At 60.6% G+C, this 15,117-nt stretch carries 14 protein-coding genes, 2 tRNA genes and 1 pseudogene; 8 read left to right on the top strand and 9 right to left on the bottom strand.

Features of this window, described 5'->3' with window-relative positions:
- Nucleotides 1-100: 100 nt before the first annotated feature.
- Together P3G66_RS13565 and P3G66_RS13560 are read left to right on the top strand one after the other, a co-directional pair.
- On the top strand, nt 101-1,111 hold the full coding sequence (locus tag P3G66_RS13565; protein WP_030536583.1) for an NAD(P)-dependent alcohol dehydrogenase: 1,011 nt from the start codon (nt 101-103) through the stop codon (nt 1,109-1,111).
- 7 nt (nt 1,112-1,118) lie between these two features.
- Nucleotides 1,119-2,591, top strand: coding sequence for a mannitol dehydrogenase family protein (locus P3G66_RS13560; protein WP_042450149.1), 1,473 nt, complete (start codon nt 1,119-1,121; stop codon nt 2,589-2,591).
- On the opposite strand, the pseudogene P3G66_RS13555 reads toward P3G66_RS13560, so the two are convergent.
- The 4 genes and pseudogenes from P3G66_RS13555 to P3G66_RS13540 all read right to left on the bottom strand — a co-directional run bounded on the left by P3G66_RS13555 (nt 2,592) and on the right by P3G66_RS13540 (nt 5,511).
- Nucleotides 2,592-3,111 (bottom strand): annotated as a pseudogene (locus tag P3G66_RS13555) (DinB family protein).
- Nucleotides 3,112-3,821: 710 nt separating this feature from the next.
- Nucleotides 3,822-4,169: a hypothetical protein gene (locus tag P3G66_RS13550; protein ID WP_054827189.1), complete on the bottom strand. Its 348-nt coding sequence runs from the start codon at nt 4,167-4,169 to the stop codon at nt 3,822-3,824.
- Between the two features lie 314 nt (nt 4,170-4,483).
- Nucleotides 4,484-4,636, bottom strand: a complete 153-nt coding sequence (locus P3G66_RS13545) for a hypothetical protein (protein ID WP_276116718.1) — start codon at nt 4,634-4,636, stop codon at nt 4,484-4,486.
- 158 nt (nt 4,637-4,794) lie between these two features.
- Nucleotides 4,795-5,511, bottom strand: coding sequence for an SGNH/GDSL hydrolase family protein (locus tag P3G66_RS13540; protein WP_024487644.1), 717 nt, complete (start codon nt 5,509-5,511; stop codon nt 4,795-4,797).
- Nucleotides 5,512-5,877: 366 nt separating this feature from the next.
- Between P3G66_RS13540 and P3G66_RS13535 the strand changes: the two genes are divergently transcribed.
- Together P3G66_RS13535 and P3G66_RS13530 are read left to right on the top strand one after the other, a co-directional pair.
- Entirely contained in the window at nt 5,878-6,369 is a 492-nt protein-coding gene (locus P3G66_RS13535) for a hypothetical protein (protein ID WP_276116717.1), read from the top strand.
- The gene (locus P3G66_RS13530; protein ID WP_133727533.1) at nt 6,366-7,328 is read left to right on the top strand and encodes an HTTM domain-containing protein; all 963 of its coding nucleotides are present in this window, start codon (nt 6,366-6,368) and stop codon (nt 7,326-7,328) included. The genes P3G66_RS13535 and P3G66_RS13530 overlap by 4 nt, the downstream gene beginning before the upstream one ends.
- 827 nt (nt 7,329-8,155) lie before the next feature.
- Here the strand turns inward: P3G66_RS13530 and P3G66_RS13525 are convergent.
- Nucleotides 8,156-8,229 (bottom strand) — tRNA-Ile (locus P3G66_RS13525).
- 177 nt (nt 8,230-8,406) lie between these two features.
- Here P3G66_RS13525 and P3G66_RS13520 point away from each other — a divergent pair.
- Both P3G66_RS13520 and P3G66_RS13515 read left to right on the top strand, forming a co-directional pair.
- On the top strand, nt 8,407-8,604 hold the full coding sequence (locus tag P3G66_RS13520) for a hypothetical protein (protein ID WP_003941659.1): 198 nt from the start codon (nt 8,407-8,409) through the stop codon (nt 8,602-8,604).
- The gene (locus P3G66_RS13515) at nt 8,534-9,022 is read left to right on the top strand and encodes an HAD-IA family hydrolase (RefSeq protein ID WP_276116716.1); all 489 of its coding nucleotides are present in this window, start codon (nt 8,534-8,536) and stop codon (nt 9,020-9,022) included. The genes P3G66_RS13520 and P3G66_RS13515 overlap by 71 nt, the downstream gene beginning before the upstream one ends.
- A 55-nt stretch (nt 9,023-9,077) precedes the next feature.
- On the opposite strand, the gene P3G66_RS13510 is transcribed toward P3G66_RS13515, so the two are convergent.
- A tRNA-Asn gene (locus P3G66_RS13510) sits at nt 9,078-9,150 on the bottom strand.
- A gap of 136 nt (nt 9,151-9,286) precedes the next feature.
- Here P3G66_RS13510 and P3G66_RS13505 point away from each other — a divergent pair.
- A complete protein-coding gene (locus P3G66_RS13505; protein WP_003941570.1) occupies nt 9,287-9,538 on the top strand; it encodes a hypothetical protein in 252 nt (83 codons plus the stop codon).
- Between the two features lies 1 nt (nt 9,539).
- Here P3G66_RS13505 and dnaG read toward each other — a convergent pair whose 3' ends face one another.
- On the bottom strand, nt 9,540-11,459 hold the full coding sequence (gene dnaG / locus P3G66_RS13500) for a DNA primase (RefSeq protein ID WP_007731115.1): 1,920 nt from the start codon (nt 11,457-11,459) through the stop codon (nt 9,540-9,542).
- Nucleotides 11,460-11,531: 72 nt separating this feature from the next.
- Between dnaG and P3G66_RS13495 the strand changes: the two genes are divergently transcribed.
- Nucleotides 11,532-13,082 carry a serine/threonine-protein kinase gene (locus P3G66_RS13495; RefSeq protein ID WP_276116715.1) on the top strand — a complete coding sequence of 517 codons (1,551 nt, stop codon included), beginning with the start codon at nt 11,532-11,534 and terminating at the stop codon, nt 13,080-13,082.
- A gap of 13 nt (nt 13,083-13,095) precedes the next feature.
- Here the strand turns inward: P3G66_RS13495 and P3G66_RS13490 are convergent, their stop codons facing one another.
- Together P3G66_RS13490 and P3G66_RS13485 are read right to left on the bottom strand one after the other, a co-directional pair.
- A complete protein-coding gene (locus P3G66_RS13490; RefSeq protein ID WP_003941643.1) occupies nt 13,096-14,394 on the bottom strand; it encodes a deoxyguanosinetriphosphate triphosphohydrolase in 1,299 nt (432 codons plus the stop codon).
- A gap of 5 nt (nt 14,395-14,399) precedes the next feature.
- Nucleotides 14,400-14,978, bottom strand: a complete 579-nt coding sequence (locus tag P3G66_RS13485) for a YdcF family protein (protein WP_128638009.1) — start codon at nt 14,976-14,978, stop codon at nt 14,400-14,402.
- Nucleotides 14,979-15,117: the final 139 nt, after the last annotated feature.

Here is a 15,117-nt window from a genome sequence, read left to right as displayed (position 1 = left end):
TGAGCAAATGATCACTAGATGTTCTTATGCTCATTAAGCTAACATCTACGTTGTGACCCACACAACAGTTTCCGGAGAATCCGTCGATCTACCTGCGACAATTCGGGCAAATGTCCTCGTTGAGACCGGAAAGATGCAGATGGTCGAGAGACCACGACCGTCCCCGAAGGCGGGTGAAGTCCTCGTTCGCATCCATGCCGTGGGCGTGTGCGGGTCGGACGCGCACTACTTTCACGAAGGTCGCATCGGCCCTTACGTAGTCAACTCACCGCTCGTTCTCGGACACGAAGCATCTGGACGCATCGCCGCAGTCGGTGACGGCGTCGACCCAAGACGCATCGGGCAGCGTGTCTCCATCGAGCCTCAGAAGCCCGATCCGACAAGTCCCGAATCCAAGGCAGGCAGATACAACCTCTGCCCTCATATGGAGTTCTTCGCGACGCCGCCGATCGACGGTGCGCTGACCGACTACGTCACGATCGGTGCCGACTTCGCCCATCCCATCGCAGATTCCGTGTCCTACGAGGCAGCTGCGCTGTTCGAGCCACTCTCCGTAGGGATCGCCTCAGCCCAGAAGGCGGGGATCACTGCCGGCTCTCGGGTGTTGATCGCCGGCGCCGGCCCGGTAGGAATCGTGACGACGCAGGTGGCCAAGGCATTCGGCGCGACGGAAGTCATCGTCTCAGACATCGACGCGGCCCGACGTGATGTGGCACTGAAATTCGGCGCAACAACCGTCGTTGATCCACGTGAGGGCGACGTACGCTCGCTGGCCGTCGACGCATTCATCGACGCCTCGGGTGCCACGGCCGCGGTGATCGACGGGATTCACGCAGTTCGGCCCGCTGGAACCGTCGTTCTGGTCGGAATGGGTGCCGACGAGATACCGTTGCCGGTCCCGATCATTCAGAATCGCGAACTGATGCTGACCGGAGTGTTCCGGTACGCCAACACGTGGCCGATCGCCGCCGCATTGGTCGCTGCCGGGCGCGTCGATCTGGACTCGATGGTCACAGCACGCTTTTCACTCGAACAGTCGCAAGAGGCCCTGGTGGCCGATCGCATTCTCGGCAGCATCAAAGCCGTAGTCATCGTCGCCGAAGGAGACTAGTACTTTCATGGAACTCAATACGAAGACCCTGTTCGACTTCGATGCTGCACTCGAAGTGCCGAACTACGACCGGAGCAAAGTCACTACTGGCATAGTGCATTTCGGTGTCGGAGGCTTTCACCGTGCACACCAGGCCATGTACATCGATGATCTCCTGCGACGCGGTGAGGGCTTCGACTGGGGAATCTGCGGAGTGGGAGTGATGCCGTCGGACAAGCGGATGAAAGACGCTCTCCGCGCGCAGGACTGCCTCTACACGCTGGCGCTCAAGCATTCTGACGGAACCCTCGAGGCCCGGGTCATCGGGTCGATCGTCGAGTACCTGTTCGCTCCGGAGGATCCGGAGGCGGTGATCGAAAAGATGGCATCCGAATCGACGAAAATCGTATCTCTCACCATCACCGAGGGCGGATACAACATCTCGCACACTACGGGTGAGTTCGACGCGTCCGATCCCGATGTAATGCACGATCTCGAGCCGGGAACACTCCCCCACACCACCTTCGGTCTGATTTGTGCGGCACTCGCACTCCGTCGCGACCGGGGCCTCGCCCCGTTCACGATCATGAGTTGCGACAACATCGAAGGCAACGGATCGGTCGCCAGGACGGCAGTCGGAGCGTTCGCCGCCCTGAAGGATCCCGAACTTGCGGAGTGGATCGACGAGAACGGCGCCTTCCCCAACTCCATGGTCGACCGGATCACACCCGTCACGACAGCCGAGGTGACCACCGAGATCGCCGAGACGTTTGGCGTGGAAGATCAGTGGCCGGTCGCGGCTGAGCCGTTCACCGCGTGGTTCCTCGAGGACGAGTTCACCTCAGGCAGGCCACCTCTGGAGAATGCCGGCGTCAATCTCGTGCCGGATGTTCGCCCGTACGAACTGATGAAACTGCGCCTTCTCAATGCCGGCCATCAAGGCATCGCGTACTTCGGCTACCTTGCCGGATACCGCCTGGTCCACGAGGCATGCCAGGACGAACTCTTGTCGGGGTTCCTGCTCGACTACATGAATCTCGAAGCGACGCCGACCCTTGACCCGGTACCCGGCGTCGACCTCGATCAGTACAAGAAGACCCTCATCGAAAGATTCTCGAACCCCCAGATCCGCGACACGATTGCACGTCTGTGTGCCGAGTCGTCCGATCGAATTCCCAAGTGGCTGTTGCCCGTCATCCGGAACCAACTCGACACCGGTGGGTCGATCAACCTGTCCACCGCAATTGTCGCTAGCTGGGCCCGCTACGCCGAGGGCACAGACGAGAACGGAGATCCCATCACCGTCGTCGATCAGCTGTCGGACACTCTGGTGCCGCTCGCCCAGAAACAGTCGAGCGACCCGTTGGCCTTCATCGGGTACCGCCAAGTGTTCGGCGATCTCGTGGACGATCGCCGATTTGTCGCTAGCTTCCGAAAGACCCTCGACTCATTGCACTCCGTCGGAGCCAGAAGAACCCTCGAGGAGGTGCGCGGGCTCTGACTACACCGAGACGTCGTGCAGGTGATGGATCGGATCGTGAATGAAGTAGGCCGCCAACGATTCGACGGTGAACGCCGATCCGTCACTGCGGAGACCCCGTCGTTGGCGGCTACCCTCTGGCACGGTTTCGAAGGCATTCGCGACCTCCGCCGCGGCGTCGGACAATTCCGATGCCACCTTTGCCGGATCTTGGTCGTTGTACCGCTCGGCCTCGGCTGTTGCGTCCTGATCCCAGTTCTCGAATCGCGGATCGTCGAATTCGAGCATCTGTTCCAACCGCACCTTGAAGATCCGGAACACGTCGCGTACGTGGGCGGAATACTCCAGCGCTGACCATGTTTCGCTGTCCGGTCGCTCCGTCACATTCTCGCGCTCCAGTACCTCGGCCCACGAGACGGCATTGCTACGCACAAGATCTGGAAACATCCGCGAACGCCACAGCGGACGAATCAAACCCGCACTCGGCGCATGGGCGTTCGAGGACCCAGGTCCAGTTCTTTGTATCCGGGGTGGTCGGCATGGATCGAGAATAGTCCGCCAGGGCGGGGTCAGTCTGCTTCGATTGGCCGATGAAGCGAATCATGATCGCTATTGCGACTCCATTCGTGCTGATGCTTACTTCGTGTGGCGGGGACGTGGGCGACGCGGAACCCCACGAACTCGCCTTCACATGCGACGACGCACATGCGTACCTCGAAGTTTTCGGGACGGTCGAGGCGGCGTTGGCCCGGCTACAGAGCCCTGGATGGAACGATGTCCCTGAACTCGTGGGTTCCGCCAGCGCCTGGGCAACGTTCACACCACAACAGCAGACTGCGATAGTCAATTCACTTCATGCGGCTTCCCGAGGTGAATGTTGATCCGTATTTCTGTGCCGGTATCGGCATCTGACTCCGTCGACAAGATTTGCCGGTCGATACTCGGATCGGCCGAAGAACTGGACATACTCCGACTGATTCCACGTCGCCGATCGATCGAGTCCGCGATGACACGAGCGGACCGCACGACGACTGAAGAGGATTCGACGCTGAGGCGCGTGAGCGCACCCAAGAAGCCTTCGAAGCAGCGAAATCGGGATCGTGCGACCGAGCAACGCCGGAGGCCTGATTCGCCGGTCGCACAACAGAATTACAAACGACGACGTAACTACGTCATTCCGTTCGTGACAAAATACTCGTTCGTCGGCGACGGACCGATCACTTCGATTTCCTCGACGGGTCTCGTCGCCCCTCACGTGAAGGGCGTCGAGTCGACATGTACCCCTTCCGAACGCAGTAAATGCTCGGCCGCACAAATCAACAGGGAAATGGATTCGTACGAGAGTCCCTCGATCGCATGCATCAGCCTGTCAGGCGCCGGAATCGACCGGTCGACCGGCGAACCCTCGGATCTCCGCACAGAAAGCACGGTCGAGAGTTCTCGTTGATTCACCACCTGACCTGCGCTGTTCGCTCGCTCGAACATGGCATTCAGCCGCTGGACCAGTTCCTCACCTTCAGCTGATCGAATAGTGTTGCCGAACAGCCTGTTTCCATGATCGGCTTCGACACCAGGCCCGATCGAGTTCTTGATTGTCACAGTATGTTCTCCGTTACGTTGGTCTGTCAGGTTGATCAGGGGTGCGACCCGGCGCAATTCACAGAGCCTTTATCCGTGCCGCCCAACGGCGTCGCGTCCATCGACAGCAGACGAATCTCCCCCGGCGCCCATCGGCTTCCGGTAGCGAGACCTCGAAGCCGCTGTTCATTTGCGACCTATCGTTACATATTAACATCAACTGTAACTCTTCGACAAGCACTTTGTTCCGATTGCCCGGTTTGATCACGGGTAGCGCAGAACATCAGGGGTGGCCAACTTATCGACATGATCTACGCCGTCCCTGCCATCTCCGTTCAGGCTGCAGTGATGGTCGAGCCACCGGCAAGGGACACGAACGACATTCCGCCGACGAGCTCCCAGCGTAGGTATCGCCGCGCGTGCATCACCTGCGGTGAACTGCGATGCACGAAAGCCGCAACGCGGATAGGGGCGGCGACACAGTCCACGAGAGCTTTCTTACCCGAACTTCTCCATCACCGTGTGAGGCAGCCGGCCAGCCAAGACTGCGCCCAAAGTCCTCGCTACTGATGACCTAAGTCCGACAATACTTTTCACGAAAAAGAGGACCCCGCGCCTGCGGGGTCCTCTTCGCTTTCCTTCAGAGCTAGAGACCGAGCGAGTGAAGGTGCTCGCTGATCTTCTCGAACATGAGCCTTTGACCTGCCGGCGTGGGATGCATGCCGTCTTCCTTGAGTAACGTCGGGTCCGACAGCCAGTTCTCGGCGAGCGCATCAATGAAAGGCAGCTTGTACTGCTCAGCGGCGGAACGGATTCGATCGTTGACATTGACAGCGGTCTCGGATGGAGGCCGGTTGTCCATGATGGGGCCGATGACGACAACCTTGGCGTGAGGAAGCCGATCTCGTAGCTGCGCATACAACTCCCGAGTCGCATCTCGCACCTCGAGCGGGTACGAAACATCGTTCCGACCGCCGGCGATGATGACGACCTCGGGATTCACCGCAACGACCTGATCAATTTTCGCACCGAACGGTAGCTTGCCTTTTTCCTCGTTTCCCTGGACGTAGCCGGTGCCACCGCTCGCAAAATCTGCCAGGTACCAGCGACGATCGAAGGCGAGCAGCGCCGGCCAATGATCTCCCGTCGTGTTCGGAATCGAGTACGAGTCCCCCAAAATTGCGACCGTGTCGAAGTCGTCGGTAGGGGCATTCAGCGCCGGCGCCGAACTGTCAGGCTGCGATACAGAGGCAGTTGCCCGACTGTCTCGGGATTGCTCGTACGCAAATCCTACGATCACCGCTACGACGGTGAAAACCATGGCACCGATGACGGCGACAGTTCGCTTGTTGGGTTTGGTCACCCCGTAAACATACGGGGTCGAATCATGTTGCCTCTGAGCGAGTGTCAAGCATCTGTCGTTCCGCTTGAATCGGTCATCAACGAAGGAGTGAAATCCCGCTCTCACAGCAGACTGGGGCCAAGCTTGCTGGAAGTTAAGGCGCGGCAAAGCATTCAGGGCACACCGTCCCCCATTCGACGGACCAAAGTCCATTTTCAAATCAACACTGCGACAAGCGGCAATCGCGCAGCTATATTTCGTCGACACTTCAACTACTTTCGGCACATCTGCACGGACGCGCGACAACACCCAGTCCCCCCGCTCGGCAATCCCCTCTATTTTTCTCATTCGAAGAAACCGGCACCAGGTGCCAGGAAGAACGTCGACATGCCGGAAACAGAAGCAAAGCGCAGCAATCGGCGACTGATCGCGTTCGCAGCACTCGCAGTCGTACTCCTCGTGCAAGGCGCCTACTCGTTCGGTGTCCGCCCTGAGCCATACCCGACAATTCGCATGCCCAGCTTCGGTGGCGTGCCCAATGCAGACGGCGAGTTCAGTGGAAGTGGCTTGGATATCACTCTCCATTACACCGACGGATCCACGATCAGTCCCAACCCAGTGGATCTCGCCGGCGATATTCGCTACTCATCCGCGAGAGCATCACTCGATTATGCGTTCCGCCCCAGCGGGGCAGGCGACCGCAACACCCGAACCGCGGACCCTGAATTGGTCGAATGGCTCCGAAACCGCAGCGTCGAAGTCGGAAGTGGTGCCATCCCGGACAGTATCGAGTTCTGCTGGCGCAAAACAATTATCGACATTACCGACGGAACCGATGCGTCAACTGACCCGTGCGAAACGACAAGGGTTGATCTATGAGTGCCCGTGCGGGAACTCTGTTGTTCCTGCGCGACCACATCGATCAGTTGTGCGAGGCGTACCGCGGGGATGCGAGGTTCCTCGCTGTCATTCGAATCCTCTTCGCGCTATATGTGATCGCGTTTCCCATCGACTACACGTGGGCGGGCGAGGTTCCCTCGATTCTGTTTCATCCGCAATCCGGTCCGTTCTCCCTGCTGTCGTCACCACCCTCCGAGAACTTCCTCGTCGGACTCGAAGTCGCCCGATTCATCCTGGCGATCGCCATCTTGGTCGGATATCGAACGACAGCCGCGTCCATCGCAATGACCCTCACGCTCATGACCGGCAGCGGGTTGGTCAATTCCTTCGGCAAGGTCGACCACTTCATTCTTTTCGAAATCTTGCCGGTGGCCATGGCAGCCGCTGGATGGGGCGCCGCATGGTCCCTCGACGCACGACGTTCACGCACACAACGCAAAGCACTTCAAACCCGCGGACTGCCCATGCTCATCTGGGCAGTGACGGTCGCCTACGCCCTGTTTACAGCGGCACTACCCAAAGCTGCGTCGGGCTGGCTGAACCCCGAATTGCAGGCAACCCGGGGCTACGTTGCGCGAGACGTCGCTGACCCCACCAAGCTCGGTCCGCTGACCCACGAACTATTCGACATCCATTCGGAGTGGCTATGGAAAGCACTCGACTACGCCACTGTCTTCGCTGAAGGCTGGTTGATCGTTGCCGTGCTCTTCCCTGTCTTGTTCAGAATCGGGATCGTCGTCTTACTCGGGTTTCACCTTGGGGTTTATCTCGCGTTGGGCATCGAGTTCGACAGCTATATCTTCGTGTATCTGCCGTTCCTGTCGGCACCTGCCGTATGGGTCACCAAGCGAGTCCTGGGCAGAAGCCCCGATATCGGTAGAACGTCGGCGCCGGAAACTCCACGTCAAGTGTCTCCGGCCAGTTCGGACGCACCGTAAATCTAATATCCGGGAGCGGACCTTTCCGTCACAGTTCGTGAGTGCCCCAATCACAGGTAGGCGATCCCCAGACTCCCTCAACCTGGGGATCAAACAAACCTACTGTCTCCCAATGAAATTCCGAGAACTTCTACATTCACTGACATTCGGTTCGCAGACGGGCGCCCTAATCGCCAATTCGGCGCCGCCATTCGGACCCCACATCGCGTGTTGAGGGCAGTCGAGCCGCGGGGGGTCGGCTCGACTGCCTGCACTTACACCAGGCGAAGATGGTTTCTTGCCAGCTATCTGCTAAACCAGCGTGCGTCGACGCTCAGGGGGTCACTGGAACGCATCGTCGTCACCTGTGGGCCGGGCTCGCGCCGGCAGGTACAGACAATTGTTCAGTGACCCCTGAGTTCGATCATCGAAATCACCTTCGATCGCCGTGCGTAAGTACATCTAGAGCGTGACACTTCGGCTGGTTGAGCACATACGCTGAAATACCTGGATAGGTACCTGCTTTTCCTTCGTCTTCCGAGTGGTCGCTGTCTCGGTCACGTCCAGAAGCGTTGCACATCCGACACTGTCGGGAAATTGGTCATCTGGATCCGAGACTTTCACCTCATCTGCGATCGACGATCATGATGCGACGATTCCTTGTGTGACCACGAACGCTCGACTCAGACGCAACCGCAGGCGCATTGCCAGGCGATTCAATCCCAACAACGTGTGGGCAACTGTCCTGGTGATTGCACTTTGCGCACTAGTCGCCTTGGCGATCGTCTGCAGCATGATTTTCGACAAAAATCATTGGGGCTGACCCGCGGGCTCACGGCACCTGAACGTGGGGCGGGCGGGGCTCGAACCCGCGACCAATGGATTATGAGTCCACGGCTCTAACCGACTGAGCTACCGCCCCATCCGGATGCGATGCATCGCGGCGAATCCGAATGTTACCGGCACATCCGACGCGGATCACAATCGGGCAGGCGGTGACGCGTTGCACTCTTTCGAGTCGAGTCTTCCAAGGTTGGTCGGCACAGGAGCGATGAGCCGATACCGTGGGAGTGCACACCCCACGGAACAGGATCACCACATGAAGCTTGCACTGACCGAATTCAAGAACTCGAAGGCCACGATCCGGATCATCATGTCCGACGGCGCGAAGCTGAACGGCACCGTCACCGATTTCACCGAAGACACTCTCGTCCTCAATTCTCCGAATGGTGTCTATTACATCAACCCCAGCCACATCATCCGGCTGTTCGAGCCGTCGGATCGCGCAGCGAAGTAAGCGCACCCGTCAAACAGTTCGACGGTTCCACCGAAAGCCCGACGCAGACACTTGCGTCGGGCTTTGGTGTATCTGTCGCCAATATCTACGCGTCGCGTTCACGGGTGCAGCGGCCATCGGCGTCACTGAAAACGACAATGGGCCTGTCCTGTTGGCCGCCATCGAGAGTGTCGTAACTCCATCGGCAATCGACGAGCATGTTTTCTCCTGCATGCTCGGAGCTACCAAACCCGAACCTGCGGCCTTCCTGGCTGCGCTGGAATTGCTCGATGCGCGTCCACAGCAGACCTTCTTCGTCGACGACAACCCGGTGAACGTCCTCAGCGCTCGACGGCTGGGAATTCGCGGCGAACAAGCAAACAAGGCGGCAGACGTCGAATCGGCACTTCGATCGGTGGGTCTGCTGCGAGCGCACTAGGTCAGACAAAAACAAGAAAGCCCCCACCCGATTTCTCAGGTGAGGGGCTTCGCTGCTCCCCCGGCTGGACTCGAACCAGCAACCGTCCGATTAACAGTCGGAAGCTCTGCCAATTGAGCTACAGGGGATTGTCTTGCTCGCTTCGCCCGTTCCGGCGTTGCCTGAGAAACTGTAGCGAATCCTTCACCGAAGTACCAAATCGCCTGCACGGCGAGTCATCAGGCAGGATGGAGTCAGGACGATCGGTGCTGGAGGGAAGCAGGAATGATGCGTTTGTTGATCGGTGTTGCAGCTGGGTACGTCCTGGGAACCAAAGCGGGCCGCGCACGATACGAGCAGATCAGCCGGGCCGCGAAGGCGGTGGCCACCAGTCCGGCCACCAAGAAGGTGTTGGACGCGTCACGGCAGAAGCTGGCCGACTCACTGAGTACTCAGCCCAAGCTCGAGCCGATGAAGCCGATCAACGAGGAGACTACGATTCTGGTCCCCCACGACCAGTTGAAGAAAAACCGTTAGGTCAGACGCTTTGGTCGCCGACAGCCTGCTCACGCAGCTGTCGGCGATACTGCTCCAGCGCCACGAGGTCGCCGAACAGTGAGTTGTACTCCTCGGGGGCTGCAGCAGGTGAAACGCGCTGAAGCTTGGATTTGAGGTCGGCAACCTGCTCGCCCACCCACGCTTCCTGCAGTCGTGCGAGCACTCCGTTGATGTAGCGCGGAACCGTGTCTTCGTCACACGGCATCGGTTCGACGGCCAGCTCAGATACAACCGAGGCCACCGTCATGTCTTCGACGCCCTTGGTGACGACTTCGATCCACTCGGCGCCGCCGAGTCCCTTGCTCGTTCCACCGGCGTCAGCCATTGCCTGTCTGATGACAACGTAGGCGGGGTGGGTGAACGTCTCGGGCGGCAACGAGTCGAAGACACTGCCGGCGATGCCAGGGTGCTGCAATGCGGCCTTGAGGACAGCTCGCTGCGTCGAGAGCGCGGGATCGTTGGGCCGGGGCCTGGAGATTCCGATCGGCAGCGCAAGCGCATCGGCAGCAGGTTGGTCGACAACCTGACGACGCTTGGGTGCCGGTGACGATCCACGCGTCGACGCCCGTTTGCGAGCTTCGTCACGCACGCGTCGTCGAACCGACGGAAGATCGTCCCAACCGACCCATCCGCACAACAGATTCGCGTAGCTGTCGCGCAGAGTTGATTCCTTGATCTGCGCAACGACGGGCACGGTACGACGCAGTGCCTCGACACGACCTTCAGCGGTCTCCAGATCGTGTTCGGTGAGGATGGACTTCACCACGAACTCGAACATCGGAGTGCGCCGTGCCACGAGGTCGCGAACGGCGGCGTCACCAGACTTCAGACGCAGATCGCACGGGTCCATTCCGTCGGGCGCGACGGCGACGAACGTCTGCCCGGCCATCTTCTGATCACCCTCGAACGCCTTCATCGCAGCGGCCTGCCCCGCGGCATCACCGTCGAAGGTGTAGATGATCTCACCGCGAAAGTAGCTGTCGTCCATCAGGAGTCGGCGGAGCATCGCAAGGTGCTCCTCACCGAAGGCGGTCCCGCACGAAGCGACGGCGGTCTTGACGCCGGCCAAATGCATCGCCATGACGTCGGTGTAACCCTCGACGACTACCGCCTGGTGCCCCTTGGCGATGTCGCGCTTGGCGAGGTCCAAGCCGAACAAGACCTGAGACTTCTTGTAGAGAATCGTTTCCGGCGTGTTGACGTACTTACCCGGCATGGTGTCGTCGTCGAAGAGCTTGCGGGCACCGAAGCCGATGACGTCACCGGCGACGCTGCGGATCGGCCACAGAAGTCGGCGATGGAACCGGTCGATCGGACCTCGCCGGCCTTCTTTGGACAGCCCGGCTGCTTCTAGTTCTTTGAACTCGAAACCTTTGGACATCAAGTATTTTGTGAGAGTGTCCCAACCTTCTGGCGCGTATCCACACCCGAACTGCAGGGCCGCTGCACCGTCGAAGTTTCTCTCGGTGAGGTAGTCGCGAGCCGCCTGGGCATCGGGTTCGCGCAGACGAGCGGCGTAGAACTCCTGAGCCGCCGCGTTTGCTGCGATCAAGCGTGCACGGGTGCCGCGATCGCGCTGAACGGACGGTCCGCCGCCCTCGTACGAAATCGTGTAGCTGAGTCGATCCGCCAACTGCTCGACGGCCTCTACGAAGCTGATGTGATCCATCTTTTGCAGGAACGAGTACACGTCACCACCCTCACCGCAGCCGAAGCAGTGGTAGAGGCCGTGGTTGGGTCGCACATGGAACGACGGCGACTTCTCGTCGTGAAAGGGACACAGACCTTTGATCGAATCGCCACCGGCACGCTTGAGTGAAACGTATTCACCGACGATGTCCTCGATGCGAGTGCGTTCGCGAATGGCCGCGATGTCTCTGTCAGAAATTCGGCCCGCCACGTACATCAGTCTAGGCGGTCGCCCGGCACCTCCTGACAACGATATGTTGATGGCCGACTCTGCACCGCAGCGATGGGACCGACGATGACTGAAAACGCCTCGAGCTCGCACGAAGGGCGATCAGGAACCCGATTCGGCGTGTACGAGTTGCGTAGCCTCCTCGGCCGAGGCGGAATGGGTGAAGTGTACGAGGCGTACGACACCTCGAAGGATCGCCTGGTCGCTCTCAAGTTGCTCCATCGAGAGCTTGCGGCCGACCCGTCATTCCAAGCTCGTTTCCGCCGAGAATCTCGCACCACCGCCGCCCTGAACGAACCGCACGTGATCCCGGTGCACGACTGGGGCGAGATCGACGGAGTTCTCTTCATCGACATGCGATTGGTCGAAGGTCATACGTTGCGAGCCGAGTTGACCGAATTCGGCCGACTCACGCCTGTACGAGCCGTCGACATCGTCTCGCAAATCGCGTCGGCGTTGGACGCCGCCCATGCCCGCGGGCTCATCCATCGTGACGTCAAACCAGACAACATCATTCTCACGAACAACGGCTTCGCCTACCTCGTCGACTTCGGAATCGCATACTCACAGACGGACACGAAGATCACCACCGAGGGAAGCGCAGTCGGTTCGTATGCATACATGGCGCCGGAGCGGTTCGGAATCGAAACGCCGACGGCCGCAGCGGATGTCTATTCCCTGGCTTGTGTCCTCTACCAATCACTCACCGGAACAACACCTTTCAACACCACAAGCATCGAGCATCTGGTCAATTCGCACCTGAACGCTCCGCCGCCACGCCCCACACTGGCGGTTCCGTCGCTCCCGCAAGGCCTTGACGCCATCGTGGCTCGCGGCATGGCAAAGGATCCCGCACACCGCTATCCGACTACGGGAGCGCTCGCACTCCAAGCGCGGCAGGCCCTCTCGACGACCGATACCCCCGGTGCCGCCGGCGGATTGCACCCCACGATCGTCGGGCCGCCCATCTACACCACGGTAAATCCCGCTCACGGGAACTACACGCACATCGCGACAAAGACCAAGCGAAACCGAGCCCCGATCGCGATCGGTGCGGCTGGAGTTGCACTCATTCTGGCCGCAGGAGGCACGGCGGTCTGGGTGACGCTGGGGAACTCGGGCCCCGAATCACCAACCGCTGTAGCAGCTTCCACCGCCACGTCGGCACCGGCACCCATTCAGGATCCGGTCAGAACGCCGAAGCTCGAGCCGCTACCCACCGCCGGACAGCAGGCAACCACGACCACGCGGGCGCCGAACCCCGCCACGAAGAACGGCGATCTCGGGGTGAGCAAGCCGATCACCGTCCCCTCATGCAAAGGAACCGGAATCGTGGTGTTGGCCAATGCCACCGATCCGGCAACGTACGCCAGCGAGATCCAGAACTACCTCGACGCGTTCCCCGGCTCGAAATACCTACGCACAGACCAGTCCTGCCCGTCACTGCGTCAAGTCTCCGATTCGGGGACGGCGATCTACACGGTGTATCGCGAATCCGGGAACACCGAGTCGAAGATCTGCAAGGACGTTCGCGCAGCAGGCGGCGACGCTTACGGCAAGTGGCTCGATACCACTACCGACCCGTCGACGCGGATGACCTGCTGAAGGCGTAAGCGGCTCAGCCCCAGCTGGCCTGCGCGCCCAGGCTCGCTTTGTCCACCCGTTCCAGCCGACTCTCCGTGTACGACGCGATCTGATCCACCACTACCCGGACCCGAGCACCGTCGTCCGCGGCGCGTTCCCACGCGGGCAGCAGGATCGGATCGAGCCCGGCCGGCGCAGTTGCCAGCAGCCATTCCGCGACGCGATGAACACGATCACGCTGCCGATCCTGACGCGCCTTGTGTCCGGCGTCGGACATCACGTAGTACAGCGCCACGGTCTTGAGCAACGCCACCTCGGATGCGACGGCCTCGGGTATGTCGAGGTCGGCTTGATAGCGCGAGAGGGGTCGATCACCGTGTGTCAGCCGGGTGCTGGCGATCGCCGCGGTGGCGAAGCGTCCCACCAATTCACTCGTCAGATTCTTCAATGCGACGGAACTCCCTAGCGTTCCGTCGAAACTTCCGACCCCGCGTACGACGGGGAGTTCGGACAGCCGTTGGGCGGCTTCGATCAGATCGTCGACTACCAATCCGCGAAACTCGGAGGCCCCGAGTTCTGCCAGTGCGCGCTGCTCGGACGGATCGGCAAGCGAGCGAAGGTCGATGCGGCCTGCGATCACCCCGTCCTCCACGTCGTGCACGGAATACGCGATGTCATCGGCCCAGTCCATGACCTGAGCTTCCAGGCATTGCCGACGCTCGGGCGCTCCCTCGCGAACCCAGGCGAGCACCTCTGCGTCGTCGTCGTATGCCCCGAACTTCGCGCCGGGCTCAGGGCGGGTCCAGGGATACTTGATGGCTGCGTCGAGTGATGCCCTGGTGAGATTGAGGCCTGCGCTCAGACCGTCGGGGCGCAGGATCTTGGGTTCGAGGCTGGTCAAGATCCGCAGATTCTGCGCATTGCCCTCGAAACCTCCGCAGTCCTTGGCGACTTCGTCGAGGGCCTTCTCGCCGTTGTGACCGTACGGTGGGTGCCCGATGTCGTGCGCGAGACCGGCGAGGTCCACCAGGTCCGGATCGCAACCGAGTCCGTCGGCAATCCCTCGCCCGATCTGTGCGACCTCCATCGAGTGTGTCAACCGCGTACGAGGCGTGTCACCGTCGCGCGGGCCGACAACCTGGGTCTTGTCGGCCAGCCGCCGCAAAGCCGCGGAGTGTTGGACGCGGGCCCGATCTCGCGAGAAGTCCGAACGATGCTGCGCCGCTGCGATCTGCGAACCCGGCAACCCCGCTCGCTTCGGCGCCTCGACGACACGACGTTCGAGGTCGTGTTCGGAGTAGGTGCCGCCTCCGTAGGTGGTGTGAGCTGTCATGGTCTCTATTGCCCTGCCGTGTAGGGGAAGTCTGCCGAGAAGTGCGTGAGCTGATACCAGAGCAGCGCGCCGGTTTCGCGAGCGATTCCGTGTAACTGGGATTCGCGGGTGAACACAGCCGGGCCTTGACGAGTAGGTGCGGTCCACGCTTGAAGGCCCGTGTCGCGGGCCATCGTCCGCGTTCGCAAGGAGTGCCACGGATCACTGACCAGGACAGCGGAATTGATTCCCTGCGAGGACATCTCGGCGCTCACCGCGTCGATACTGAGCAGTGTGTCCGAACCGGTCTCCACCGCGGTGATCGCACTCGAAGGAATTCCGCGATCGGTCAGATACATCTTTCCCGACGCCGCTTCGGTGTACTCGTCGCCTTCTTGTTTACCGCCGACAGTGATGATCTGCGGAGCCACTCCGCGCTTGTACAGCTTGTACGCCTGCTCGAGTCGGGCCTCGAAGACGGACGACGGAGTGCCGGAATACTGAGCCGCGCCCAGAACGACTATCGCGTCGGCCGGCCGCGTGTCGTCGATCCGCGCCACCTGCCACACCCGGAACGCAGTACCCCCGACCAGAACCACGGCCATCAACACCGCACCGGCGATCAGACGGCGCGTCCAGCGAGCCAATCCTGCCCCGAAGCCGCCCGCCCGCGAGGGTGATGGGTCGTGGGGGCGGGTACCGAAAGCAGGTTTCACTCCCGCAATTCTGCCAGTTCGCAGCGAT

This window comes from Rhodococcus sp. C3V (assembly GCF_029269915.1).
GTDB lineage: Bacteria > Actinomycetota > Actinomycetes > Mycobacteriales > Mycobacteriaceae > Rhodococcus_F > Rhodococcus_F qingshengii.
The sequence above is the reverse complement of the archived record's forward strand: the minus strand, read 5'-3'. Positions and strand labels throughout refer to the sequence as shown.

Bases quoted from the DNA above. Each gene is read 5' to 3' on its own strand.
- P3G66_RS13495 (WP_276116715.1), top strand. From the start codon at position 11,532: ATGGGACCGACGATGACTGAAAACGCCTCGAGCTCGCACGAAGGGCGA.
- P3G66_RS13530 (WP_133727533.1), top strand. From the start codon at position 6,366: ATGAGTGCCCGTGCGGGAACTCTGTTGTTCCTGCGCGACCACATCGAT.
- P3G66_RS13560 (WP_042450149.1), top strand. From the start codon at position 1,119: ATGGAACTCAATACGAAGACCCTGTTCGACTTCGATGCTGCACTCGAA.
- P3G66_RS13485 (WP_128638009.1), bottom strand. From the start codon at position 14,978: ATGGCCGTGGTTCTGGTCGGGGGTACTGCGTTCCGGGTGTGGCAGGTG.
- P3G66_RS13535 (WP_276116717.1), top strand. From the start codon at position 5,878: ATGCCGGAAACAGAAGCAAAGCGCAGCAATCGGCGACTGATCGCGTTC.
- P3G66_RS13490 (WP_003941643.1), bottom strand. From the start codon at position 14,394: ATGACAGCTCACACCACCTACGGAGGCGGCACCTACTCCGAACACGAC.
- P3G66_RS13505 (WP_003941570.1), top strand. From the start codon at position 9,287: ATGATGCGTTTGTTGATCGGTGTTGCAGCTGGGTACGTCCTGGGAACC.
- P3G66_RS13515 (WP_276116716.1), top strand. From the start codon at position 8,534: ATGGTGTCTATTACATCAACCCCAGCCACATCATCCGGCTGTTCGAGC.
- P3G66_RS13520 (WP_003941659.1), top strand. From the start codon at position 8,407: ATGAAGCTTGCACTGACCGAATTCAAGAACTCGAAGGCCACGATCCGG.